We start from the raw sequence: 12,125 nt of genomic DNA, 5'->3' as shown, positions 1-12,125 counted from the left end.
ACACCGAAACCAATGGAGAATTGCGTGGTTCTACGCCTGACGAAAACGGACGCGGATTTTGAAGCGAAGTTCAAGGCGCTTCTGGCTGGTAAACGTGAAGTGTCCGAGGATGTCGACCATATTGTTCGCGACATCCTGCATAAGGTGCAGGTGGAGGGTGACAAGGCGGTGCTGGAATACACCGCGAAATTCGACCGTCTCGATGCCAGCAGCATGGAAGAGTTGAGCGTTTCGACCGAGGAAATCGAAACGGCCTTGCAGCAGGTTCCCGCTGAAACGCTCGAGGCGCTTCAGCTCGCGCATGACCGTATTCTGGCGCATCATTCCCGGCAGATGCCGCAGGACGATCGTTACACCGACCCGATCGGGGTTGAGCTCGGATCGCTCTGGACCGCGGTTGAGGCCGTTGGCGTTTACGTTCCGGGAGGCCTTGCCAGCTATCCTAGCTCGGTTCTGATGAATGTCGTTCCGGCGAAAGTTGCCGGTGTGGAACGCATCGTCATGGTGGTTCCAAGCCCGGATGGTGTTTTGAATCCGCTCGTTCTGGCAGCGGCCAAGGTTGCGGGCGTGAATGAGATCTACCGCATCGGCGGGGCTCAGGCCGTTGCGGCGTTGGCATATGGCACGGAAACGATTGCGCCGGTCGCCAAGATTGTCGGACCCGGCAACGCCTTTGTAGCCGCCGCCAAGCGCCGGGTATTCGGCACGGTTGGCATCGATATGATCGCAGGGCCGTCAGAAGTCCTGATCGTTGCCGATGAGGGCAACAATCCCGACTGGCTGGCAGCTGATCTGCTGGCGCAGGCCGAACATGATACGGCGGCTCAATCCATCCTGATTACCGATAGTGCCGATCTGGCCGAGCAGGTGGAAAAGGCGGTCGAAGTTCAACTCAAGACGCTGCCGAGGGAAGAAGTTGCCCGTGCCAGCTGGCAGGACTTCGGTGCTATCATTCTTGTCGATGATCTGGAAGCGGCCATGCCGCTTGCAAACCGGATTGCGCCTGAGCACCTGGAACTGGCGGTTGCCGATCCGGAGGCGTTGCTGAAAAAAGTCCGGAACGCCGGAGCCGTGTTTCTGGGGCATTACACGCCGGAAGCAATCGGAGATTATGTCGGCGGCTCGAATCACGTCTTGCCGACGGCCCGTTCTGCCCGGTTCTCCTCCGGTCTTTCGGTCCTTGAGTTCGTCAAGCGCACGTCCATACTGAAGTGCAATCCCGACAATTTGCGAGCACTTGGACCGGCGGCAATCACACTTGGTGAATCGGAGGGCTTGTCGGCGCACGCGCGCTCTGTTTCCATCAGGCTGAACATGTAACCGGATTCGAAGAGGCTTCGATGGCATGAGCGACCCGCAACCAGATACCGAACCGCAAGCAGCCGGCGGAAAGCTGGTAGATGTCGTTTTGGACGAGGCCTCCATCGCGCGCTCGACCCCGGAAGTGGAGCACGATCGTGCAGTCGCCATTTACGATCTGATCGAGGAAAACAGGTTTCAGCCGGTCGGTCATCCGGTCGCGAAGTATGTGCTGAACCTCGCAGTGGTCGAGAAAAAGCTGGTTTTGCGGATCAAGACGGAAGACGAGCAGGACGTGGTTACGCATGTCCTGTCGCTTTCGCCGTTGCGAAAGATCGTCAAGGACTATGACCTGATTTGCGAAAGCTACTACGAGGCGATCAGGCACGCCACGCCCAGCCAGATCGAAGCCATCGATATGGGGCGGCGTGGGGTTCATAACGAAGGTTCGGCCGTTTTGATGGAGCGTTTGGAGGGCAAGATCGACGTGGATATGCAGACAGCACGGCGGCTGTTCACTCTCGTTTACGCCCTGCACTGGAAGGGCTGATCGGTATGACCGGGCCGGGCCTTCGTCCGACTGCGGTATTGTTTGCATGCGGAATGAACTCCGTGCGCTCTCCCATGGCCGAAGCGTTGACCCAGAAGCTGTTTCCTGGCCAGATCTACGTACGCTCGGCGGGCGTTCGCCACGGCAAGGTCGATCCATTCGTTGATGCCGTCATGTCCGAAATCGGTGTAGACATGAGCAAGCATCATCCCAAGACTTTTGACGATCTCGAAGAGTCCGGTTTTGATCTCGTCGTCACGCTTGCGCCGGAAGCACACCATAAGGCCCTTGAATTGACGCGTACGGATGCGGTGGATGTGGAATATTGGCCAACGCTTGATCCGACGCTGGCGACTGGCAGCCGCGAACAGATTCTGAATGAGTACCGCGCTGTGCGTGATCAGTTGATGATGCGGATCAAGAAGCGACTCGACTGGACCCCTCAGGCAAGCCTGTAACTTTGCATTTTCAAGGCATATTCAATGTCCAAATTGATCTACCCGATAGTCAGCGGTCGGTTGTTGCTGCGTCCCGTGACTGAGAGCGATGCTCCCTCCATTCAGGCCTATCACTCTCTGGAAGAGGTGGCGAAGTATCAATTCTGGGAACCCAGAAGCGAGGAAGCGGTGCGCGGCGAGGTAAAGAAATGGACGACGCACAACCAGATCGATGGGGAAGGGGAGCTGCAGCTCGCAGTCATCTTGAAGAAATCTGGCGAATTGATTGGGGACGTCTTTTTCAAGATAACGGACGCCACTGCGCGTCAGGGTACCGTCGGATACACCTTCAATCCGGCATTTCAGGGCAAGGGCTACGCGACCGAAGCTGCAAACGTGATGCTCAAACTCGGGTTCGAGACATTCGATCTGCATAGGGTGTTTGCAAGATGTGATGCGCGCAATGTTCCCTCCTGGCGCTTGATGGAGCGTTTGGGAATGCGCCGAGAAGCGCATTTCAAGGAGCATGCTCTGTTCAAGGGAGGCTGGGATGAGGAATTCTACTACGCGATTCTTCAGCGCGAATGGCGGCAATTGACAGTCACTTGATACGACTCGCCACAGCGAATTGTAAATCTTTTAGAAATTTAAGCAGCTTCATGCAGCTTTCTTTGAATTGCGTCGCAAAGAAAGGTTCACATTCCAACCCTAATCCGTTAGTTTCCCGGCACCCGCGGGCAAGGTCCGCTTTAATCAGGATATCAAATGGCCAAAGAAGAAGCTCTGGAGTTTCCGGGCGTCGTAACAGAACTGTTGCCGAATGCGACGTTCCGCGTAAAACTTGAAAATGATCACGAAATCATCGCCCATACCGCAGGGCGTATGCGCAAGAACCGTATCCGCGTTCTCGCTGGGGACAAGGTTCTTGTTGAAATGACCCCATACGATCTCACCAAGGGGCGGATCACCTACCGCTTCAAGTAAGCGGTTCCAGGTGTTTCCTGTTGCTAGGCTAGCGCTTTCATGACGAATGCCCCTCAGTTGATCCTGGCTTCCGCTTCGCCGCGCCGCCTTGCGCTGTTGCAGCAAATCGGGCTGGAGCCTGATCATCTCATGCCCGCCGATATCGACGAGAGCCCGAAGAAGCACGAGACGCCTCGCAGCCTCGCGCTCAGGCTTGCCCGTGCAAAAGCAGAGGCTGTGCGACAAGCCGCCGACGCTTCGCAGGAGCTTGGTGAAAGTATCGTGCTTGCAGCAGATACGGTTGTTGCTGTTGGCCGCCGGGCGCTGCCGAAGGCGGAACTGACCGATCAGGCGCTGATGTGCCTGTCTCTCTTGTCGGGCCGTGGGCACCGCGTCTTTACCGGCATTGCCGTCGCTGAACCCAACGGAAAGGTGCGTTCCAAGCTGGTGGAAACACGAGTCCGCTTCAAACGCCTGTCTCGCAAGGACATGGACGACTATATCTCCTCAGGCGAGTGGCGCGGCAAGGCTGGTGGTTACGCCATTCAAGGACTGGCCGGAAGCTTCGTCGTCAAACTGACCGGATCCTATCCGGCTGTTGTCGGCCTGCCTCTCGTCGAGACAGCCAATTTGCTGGATGCCGCCGGATATCCGGTACACAAGAGCTGGGCAACTGCGGCCGCTTAACTCGTGGCCGCTGAACGCTTCCGACAACGACAAGGGAGGATGGAGATGTCTGATCAGAAAGGCGAAAAAGCTGTGCGCCGAATGCGTCCCTGTCCGATCTGTTCCAAACTGTCGACCCAGGAAGACTATCCCTTCTGCTCCGACCGTTGTGCCAAGATCGATCTCAATCGATGGTTCTCCGAAGGCTATACGATCCCGGTTGTCGAGACGGACGACATAGACGAGAACAATTTACCCGACGAATGATCGTTTTCGCCGTTTCGGCGATCTGGGCAAATCCACGAAAAAATCGAGTAGTTTCAAGTGGCTTGGACCGTGTCCTTGAGCTGTTTGGTGTGGCTTGGCCTGCACATAAGTCCGGGATATCCGGGAGTTTTGAGATCTGCTGCAAAAATATTTACCCAGCAAAATTTTTTTCAAAAAGGCACCCTTCAGCTCTTGCGGCTGTCATAAAACTGCACCAAGATCAGCCTATACCGGCGGCCCCGGCCTCTGGCAAATCCGGTTGAAAGCGGATTGGTCTGTGTACCTAGTGTTGATGGGGTGGGGTCTCAAAGACGACCGGGAAGGCTGCGTCCGGGCATGTATGCTCCGGTCCGGTCATAACAACCAATCCAAAGGGCGAGGGTCCGATGAACAAACGTTTTCTGAGCGCAGCAGTGTTGTCGTTGAGCACGGCACTGTCGACGGCAGCCTATGCTGATTATTCGCTGACGATCTTGCATCTCAATGATCTGCATTCCCGTATCGAGTCGATCAACAAGTACGATTCTACCTGCGATGCTGAATCGGAAACCGAAGGCAAGTGCTTTGGTGGTATTGCCCGGATCAAGTCCAAGCTGGATGAGCGGCGTGCCGCCCTGGATGGTGAAGGCAAAAACGTTCTTGTCGTTGATGCCGGCGACCAGTTCCAGGGATCGTTGTTCTACACGACCTACAAGGGCGAAGCCGCCGTCGAGTTTCTGAACGGAATGGACATTGATGTCATGGCGGTCGGCAACCATGAATTCGATGACGGCCCGGCCGCCCTCGCGAATTTCATCGACAAGGCCGAGTTCCCGATTCTGTCCGGCAACATCGAAGTGAACGCCGAGCCGGCGCTGAAGGGTAAGGTTCCAGGTGTCCTGATCGTTGAAAAGGGCGGTGAAAAGATCGGCATAATCTCGGCGCTTGCCGAGGACACGGTCGATACGTCGTCGCCGGGTGAGAATGTTCGTTTCATTCAGGCCGAGGACTACCTGAAAGGTGCTGTCGAAGGGCTGGAAGCTGCTGGTGTGAACAAGATTGTCGCCGTAACCCACATGGGTTTGCCGCGCGACAAGGAAATCGCCGCAGCCGTTCCTGGCATCGACGTTATTGTGGGCGGACATTCGCACACCTTGCTGTCGAACACTCAGGAACGTGCGGAAGGCCCGTATCCGGTGATCGTCAAAAATCCTGAAGGCAAGGATGTGCCGATCGTTCAGGCTTATGCATACGGCAAGTTTCTCGGTGAGCTCGACGTTACCTGGGACGACGACGGCAACCTTATCAAAGCTCAGGGCGAACCGATCCTTCTCGATGCTTCTGTTACGCCGGATGAGGCTTTCCTTGCCCGCGTAGCTGAGCTTGCGGCGCCGATCGAGGAGCTGAAGGCAAAGGTCATCGGCGCATCGAAGGCTCCGATCGACGGAGATCGTGGTTCCTGCCGCTCCGGCGAATGCCAGATGGGCAACCTGGTGGCTGACGCAATGCTGGATCGCGTCAAGGATCAAGGTGTTCAGATTGCCATCCAGAATGGTGGTGGCCTGCGTGCATCGATTGATGACGGTGAAGTTACCATGGGCGAAGTTCTGACGGTTCTGCCGTTCCAGAACACACTCGCAACATTCCAGCTGAAAGGCGCAGACGTGATTGCAGCGCTTGAGAACGGCGTTTCCCAGGTCGAAGAAGGCAAGGGTCGTTTCCCGCAGGTTGCCGGTCTCAAGTTCTCCTGGACTCGCAAGAAAGCGCCGGGCGAAGGCCGGGTACTGGTTGTAGAAGTCATGGAAGACGGTAAATGGGTGCCCATCGATCCGGAAAAGGTCTATGGCGTCGTGTCCAACAACTACATGCGTGGCGGCGGCGACGGCTACAAGGTGTTCGCAGAAAAAGGCATGAACGCCTACGACTATGGCCCGGGTCTTGAGGTTGTGGTCGCGGACTACATCGCCGAGCGCAACGGCTACACCCCGTTTACGGACGGTCGGATTACCGAGCAATAAGATCGGTCGCAAATACCATCGGAAAAGCGCGTCGCTCTGCGGCGCGCTTTTTTTGTGTCAAATATGTTTCATTTGTAGAGAAATAATTACGTAGCGTAACTCAAAGTGGACAATTTTCGATAAATTTGGTAGGTAGCCCTATATTTTTCTATTTTATGTTGCTGGTAGGGTTGTTGAGTATGGCGTGGGCGCGTGGGCTTGTTCACATCGGGAGAAGGCTATTCTTCTCCTGTTCTCTTCTGGTTGCTGCTCCTTTAATGGTGGGGCTGCCATCCTTTGCACAAACATCTGATCCGACGGCAAGTGCTGAAACAGGGCGCGAAGCATTGCTTGCGCGCCAGGCATCTTTGCTGACCATAATGCTGGAGCGTCCGGCTGATCTTGACGTTGCATTCGAGTACGCAACGGTTTCAGTCATGCTGGAGGACTACGAAGCAGCAATTTCAACGTTCGAACGAATGTTGATTTTTGCGCCCGACTTGCCGCGAATTCAGCTTGAGTTGGGGGTTCTTTACTATCGACTGGGGTCGCTGGAGACCGCCAGATACTATTTTCAGTCAAGTCTCGAGTCTCCGAACGTTCCTCCAGAAGTGCAGTCAAAGGTCGAGACCTATCTGGCCGCAATCAATGCCAAAGCCCAGCCGACGCAGTTCCGGGCAGCCTTGATTGCAGGTGCCAGATACCAGTCCAACGCCAACGCGGCTCCTGGTGGCCGGCGCGTATCACTCAACGGCCGCGATTTCATTCTGGATGACACCGCAACTGGCCAGTCAGACTATAATGGTTTTATCGCCGGTCGTGCGTACGGCTCTTACGACCTTGGCACACAAGGCGACCTTCTTGAAGCCGACCTGGTGTTTTATGCCGCGCGATATGCGGATCTTGTTCGGTTGGACACCGGCCTGGCAGAGGCCACATTTGGTCCTTCCTTCAACCTGGCGCGGTTCAACATTGATAGCGTTCAGCTCGGTCTTTACGGGATTGCTTCAGGTGTTCGGCTCAATCACGCCAACTACAATGGTGCATTGGGTCTTGGTGCCAGGATTGTTGCCCAACCCGATATCCTGACCCAGGTGAATGCAAAGGTCGAATGGCGGAACCGCTGGTACAATGACACAGCCGAGTACCCAACAGTTTCCGATCGCAACGGCGCCTACCTGAGATTTGCGTCCACTGTTTCGCGACAGGTGACGAAAGCCCTGCGTGCCCGTGTGTTGGCTTTGGCCGATTTCGAGGAGGCAAAGGTCAATTCGCAGCAAAGCTGGGAAGTTGGCGGCGGTGTTGGCGCGACCTACCGGTTCCGCTCGCCGGTCAAGCAGTTGCCTTCATTGTGGTCGGTTGATGTGGAAGCAGGCTATATTTTCCGGGAATATGCTGAGCCGGATCCGCTGATTGACGCTCAGAACAGCCAGTTCGATCACGAAGGCTGGGTTCGTGGTGCACTGAACGTTCCGCTCAAATACGATTTCTCAGTGGGTCTTACCGGCGAATTCCGCCGTCAGTATTCCAACTACGACTTGAGCACCTATAACAACGCGTCTGCGATGTTTTCAGTGATGAAGACGTTCTGAAGGGGAGGAGAAGATGCAGAAAACCACACATTTCGCCGCCTTCAATTTGCCTCTGGCAAGCGTGCTCATGACCTCTGTTGCGATCGGACTTCTGCCGCTGGGCAACTTGGATGCGCAGGCCTCGACGACCGTAGGATCGGCTGCTGCGGTGAACACGGAAGCATTCGGAGCCTCTCCCGGTACCGTTCGCAAGGCCAAGTTGATTGGCGACAACGTCTTTTATGACGAACGGATCGAAACGTCGGGAACAGGTCTTGTTCAGATCCTTCTGAATGACGGGTCTTCGTTCACCGTCGGCCCGAATTCCGATCTGGTTATCGATGAATTCGTTTACGATCCTGACGGCGGCAGCGGAAAGCTGGTCGCGTCGTTCAGCAAGGGGGTCGCCCGCTTTGTCGGCGGCAAACTGAGCAAGAAAAAGGGTGGTGTGACCGTCAAGACGCCAGTTGGCACCATCGGCATTCGTGGCGCCATCACCAACATCAACCTTGCAGCTCCCAAGCCGGTGATTTCGCTTGTTTTTGGCGACGAGCTCACATTTACCGGCAATGACGGAACGTCGAAGCGGGTCTATCAGGCGGGATACTCCCTTGAAGTAGGTGGAGGCGGAACGGGCGTTCGACGGACAACAAGTGGTGATTTGACGACGGTTCAAGGTGCGATTTCCAGTAAGCCCGGGCAGACCGGAGGGTCCTCATCCCCGCCTACAAACCAGAGGGTGGCGGGCTCAGGCTTTTCACGCATCAACTCTGATCTGGGGCAGATCATCACAGCACCGCCGCCCAAGCCGCAGGCGGTGCAGTCAACGCCGTTAATCGAGACGGAAGACACGCTGGTTCAGGTGCAGAAAGTCACTGAAGAGCAAACCGTCACGATAATCGAAGATGAGATCACCGATGACGGCGGAAGCGACGACGTTGAGCAGACGGTTGATGTGCGCGTACTGATTGCAGGTTCGACATTTGCACCGGTCTGGGATTCTAGCCGTGTTGTGACCGCTCCAGGTGCTCAGGGGCTTCTGGGTGGCAGCACAGGGCTCAACACAACGGTTGCTTTCAGTTTCCTGAATGTCACATCCGGTAGCGCAACCAGCCTTGTCCAGGCGACCATCGAGGGTAACAAGGTTGCGCAGTTCGTTTTTGAGGGCGATGGCACCTATTACTATTCCCAAGCCTATACCGACGCGGGCAACGTTGTTCAGGAAGGTAATTCCAGCATTGTGCCGGTCGTTCCATCCGTCGATCCTGCAAAGGACGGCAATGTAACGAGCTACGCTTGGGGCGCTCAGCAATACAATGAGAATTTTGTTGCATTTGCTCATCTTCCGAACGTTACACCGGGAGGAGCTCCATCCTTTGATATCGAGGATTTGATTGTCGGTTTTTACGGGGTCGGAACGGATTTCGACAATTTCGGAAACGCATCCGACCCTACGGAGGTGCGGCGCTATACCTTGTCGACCGATCCGACCACGATGTTTCAGCTCGGAACGGAAGGCAATGACGGCAGTTTTACACCCTTCACGACCCAGGCGCTGTTTCTCAATCCACTTGTTGCGCAAGAGCTTGGGACGGGGTTCCTGTCAAATGTCGGGTCAACCGATCTTCTCCTGATTGAAAATGCGCCAGACACTCTGGATCAGGCGCATTTTCTGGCTGCGTCATTTTACATCGACGGCACCGGATCTTCGCAGAAGTCCTTCATATCGCTCGCCGTTGGTGACGTATATCTGGACGACAGCAATCAGTACGGAGCAATGGGTACCGGGCGACGGGGTAGTCATCGAATGGCGGCCAGCCAGACCGCCGCCCTTTATGGCGGTGGTATCGATACGTTTACCGGTCCAACTGGCGGCGATTTTTTCGGCTCAAATGCCCAGAGCTTTGTGTTCGGAGCGGATTTCTCCGGCCCTGAAGGAGATTCACCATATGGTGACAGCTACATAGATCGACCGTCCGGTGTTGATCGTCCCGATACATTGTCGGGCACGATCCACGTTGGCTCGCTCGATGAGAGTGTTTCGACAACCGTCAGCTCGCTCTCAAGGACGGATCGGACTTTGACCGGTTATGCGGCAGGCGTTCTTGAAAGCACTGTGAACTATTATGATTACGGCGTCGGACCTGTCGGCTACTCCAGCACCGGTCCCTCGGATTTTTCCGTTACGTTTGACAGTTCCGAGCATTCCCTCGGCGGATCACTGACTGTTCGCGACACGAACGGTCAGGATGCAGATGTCGACTCCATAACCGTCCGCTTTGGCTACGACCAGGATGGCTCGGGTACGTGGCGTGCAGCATTTATTGATGACGACACCTATGCTGCACGGAATTCTCGAGATCGATCAGCAACTTATCTGATCACCGATGACGGCGAGAAAGTCGAACACGACCCAGACAACAATCCGAATACCTATTTTGTGCCACATACCTTGGTGAAATCCGCCGATGGAAACACGTCGGCTGACAACGCCATTTTGGGTGGAACCACCGCATGTACATGCGCATTTCTGGAGTGGGGGTATTGGGGAACTTCTCTTGACTACGACGACAAGGATGGAAACCTGACTTCCTCCGAACAGCGCCGCGATCAGTTCCACTTGGGAACCTGGGTCGCCGGTGATGTGACCAATTCGGTGAACCTGCCAAACTCGGGCAGCGCAAGTTACGCTGGTCATGCGGTTGGAAACGTGATCAACAACGGGGCGCAATACCTGGCTGCCGGCGATTTCAACATGTCGGTGAATTTTGCAGATCGCGCAGGCACGGCAACGATCTCGAACTTCGACGGCAGAACGATGAGTGGTGTCGTCAATGAACAGACGATCGCAAACGGTAATCTGTTCTCCGGTACATTGTCCGGCACCGGAAGCCTGACTGGTGACCTGAACACGTCGTTTGTCGGCGGTCCTGGCGGCAATCATGACGGTGTCATAGGAAACTTCAATGCATCCGACGGCTCCTGGTCGGCCAATGGCATTGTCGCCGGAGAGAAGCAGTAGGACTTTGTTCGCTGGGGGAGACACAAATTCGACCTGAAAAAATCATAAATTTCAGTGAGTTGATGTGGCAAAAAGTTTTCCCCAGTTAGGGCCGCCAAGAAGTGCAAAAAACTTTGCCGGGGTGCTGGACAAGGTCAAAACGAGCCTCTATAAGGACCGGGCTTTCAGCGAACGGAGCGCCGCTTCGGACCGAAAAAGCAAGCCCAGATAGCTCAGTTGGTAGAGCAGCGGATTGAAAATCCGCGTGTCGGTGGTTCGATTCCGCCTCTGGGCACCACTCTTTCCCCACGTTTGAGAAGTATTTAGCCCAACATTGGTCTTGTTGACTGCGCGTTGCTCAGAACAAGCGCCTCAGAATGCATCTCGTCCTGATTTTTTCGACAAGTTGTCTTCGTTTCCGATTGCGTGCCCAAGACCTCCCTTGCCGCGCAAGAGAGGTCCTGATTGTTGTGTGTCGGGGGCACTCCTGGGAGTGCCCTTGAAGGTGTTTAGGTGAACAGTTCGTCGCCGGACGGATCTAGTTGAAGCTGGTCATCCAGCACTCTGAAGTCGAAAATTGTCCCGTCGAAGTGATCGTTGGTCCATCCGATTTCACCGGACGGGCTGCCCCATCCATTGGCGCCGATCATCAGGAATTCCTCGTTTCCAAGCCAATCCGCCTGGAAGTTTTCGCTTCCTGCAACTTCGACACCATCGATGAAAAGGAACACGCCATCATCACCGAATGTCAGGGCGAACTCGTGCTCCGTTCCAACTTCGATCACATCTTCCGCCTTCAGCCAAAGAGAACTGTCTTCGTCCTGAAAGCGGACCTTCACATCCCCGTTCTCAGTGACCCAGGCCGTCACATGGCCTCCGGATCCGTAACCGCTGGCATCTTTTGAAAAGAGTGCATCGTAGCCGCTGATCTGGTCAGCCTTGAACGAAAACGCGACGGTGCCTTCCGCAATCTTCATGTCTTCAGAATGAGAGATCGCGATTTGCCCCTCGCGGGTTCTCTCCAGTTGCAAGGCTCCGGCAATGGCAAAGACTGGCGTCATGCCTTCGGGCAGGGGGAGGTCGTCCTGCGAGGGCAGGTCCGCTGGAGGCGGCACGTCCTCGCGTTCTTCTCCCATCTCGATGGGCTTGAGGGCCTCCTGGAGATCTGAGATGGAGCGGACGATGCCGTAGGCCGGTTTGGCGGTGGTGGAGATGTCGGTCTGTGTGACGAGATCGCCATAGACAGTGATGGTTCCCAGGTCATCGTTGTTGTGGGCACCGCCTCCCGAGCCCTGGTCGGAATAGAGGCTGATCACGGTGTGGTCGACAACACCGTCGCCATTGCTGTCGCCATAGGTGATGGAGCGGATCTTGGTGGTGTGGCCCTCGATGACG

General features: G+C 55.6%; 11 protein-coding genes and 1 tRNA gene. 11 read left to right on the top strand and 1 reads right to left on the bottom strand.

Annotated features, from left to right (window positions below):
* Positions 1 to 24: 24 nt before the first annotated feature.
* The 11 genes from hisD (at position 25) to ABLO27_RS07370 (ending at position 11,028) form a co-directional block, all read left to right on the top strand.
* Complete coding sequence (gene hisD / locus ABLO27_RS07420; RefSeq protein WP_353031758.1) at positions 25 to 1,320, top strand: histidinol dehydrogenase; 1,296 nt, start codon at positions 25 to 27, stop codon at positions 1,318 to 1,320.
* 25 nt (positions 1,321 to 1,345) lie between these two features.
* The gene (locus ABLO27_RS07415; protein WP_353031756.1) at positions 1,346 to 1,849 is read left to right on the top strand and encodes a UPF0262 family protein; all 504 of its coding nucleotides are present in this window, start codon (positions 1,346 to 1,348) and stop codon (positions 1,847 to 1,849) included.
* 5 nt (positions 1,850 to 1,854) lie between these two features.
* Entirely contained in the window at positions 1,855 to 2,307 is a 453-nt protein-coding gene (locus ABLO27_RS07410; RefSeq protein ID WP_353031754.1) for a low molecular weight phosphatase family protein, read from the top strand.
* Positions 2,308 to 2,331: 24 nt separating this feature from the next.
* Positions 2,332 to 2,895, top strand: coding sequence for a GNAT family N-acetyltransferase (locus ABLO27_RS07405; protein ID WP_353031753.1), 564 nt, complete (start codon positions 2,332 to 2,334; stop codon positions 2,893 to 2,895).
* 156 nt (positions 2,896 to 3,051) lie between these two features.
* Positions 3,052 to 3,270: a translation initiation factor IF-1 gene (infA, locus tag ABLO27_RS07400; RefSeq protein ID WP_006939340.1), complete on the top strand. Its 219-nt coding sequence runs from the start codon at positions 3,052 to 3,054 to the stop codon at positions 3,268 to 3,270.
* 39 nt (positions 3,271 to 3,309) lie between these two features.
* Entirely contained in the window at positions 3,310 to 3,936 is a 627-nt protein-coding gene (locus tag ABLO27_RS07395; RefSeq protein WP_353031752.1) for a Maf-like protein, read from the top strand.
* 45 nt (positions 3,937 to 3,981) lie between these two features.
* Positions 3,982 to 4,182, top strand: a complete 201-nt coding sequence (gene yacG / locus ABLO27_RS07390; protein WP_353031751.1) for a DNA gyrase inhibitor YacG — start codon at positions 3,982 to 3,984, stop codon at positions 4,180 to 4,182.
* Positions 4,183 to 4,568: 386 nt separating this feature from the next.
* On the top strand, positions 4,569 to 6,179 hold the full coding sequence (locus ABLO27_RS07385) for a bifunctional metallophosphatase/5'-nucleotidase (protein WP_353031750.1): 1,611 nt from the start codon (positions 4,569 to 4,571) through the stop codon (positions 6,177 to 6,179).
* A 179-nt stretch (positions 6,180 to 6,358) separates the two neighbouring features.
* The gene (locus ABLO27_RS07380) at positions 6,359 to 7,750 is read left to right on the top strand and encodes a tetratricopeptide repeat protein (protein ID WP_353031749.1); all 1,392 of its coding nucleotides are present in this window, start codon (positions 6,359 to 6,361) and stop codon (positions 7,748 to 7,750) included.
* Between the two features lie 13 nt (positions 7,751 to 7,763).
* Positions 7,764 to 10,751, top strand: coding sequence for a FecR domain-containing protein (locus ABLO27_RS07375; protein ID WP_353031748.1), 2,988 nt, complete (start codon positions 7,764 to 7,766; stop codon positions 10,749 to 10,751).
* A gap of 201 nt (positions 10,752 to 10,952) precedes the next feature.
* Positions 10,953 to 11,028, top strand: a tRNA-Phe gene (locus ABLO27_RS07370).
* 211 nt (positions 11,029 to 11,239) lie between these two features.
* Here ABLO27_RS07370 and ABLO27_RS07365 read toward each other — a convergent pair.
* A partial coding sequence (locus ABLO27_RS07365; protein WP_353031747.1) for a LamG-like jellyroll fold domain-containing protein occupies positions 11,240 to 12,125 on the bottom strand: 886 nt, incomplete at its 5' end.

The organism is Roseibium sp. SCP15, from assembly GCF_040329435.1.
Lineage (GTDB): Bacteria > Pseudomonadota > Alphaproteobacteria > Rhizobiales > Stappiaceae > Roseibium.
Note: the sequence above shows the minus strand (reverse complement) of the source record. Positions and strands in the feature narration are given on the sequence as shown.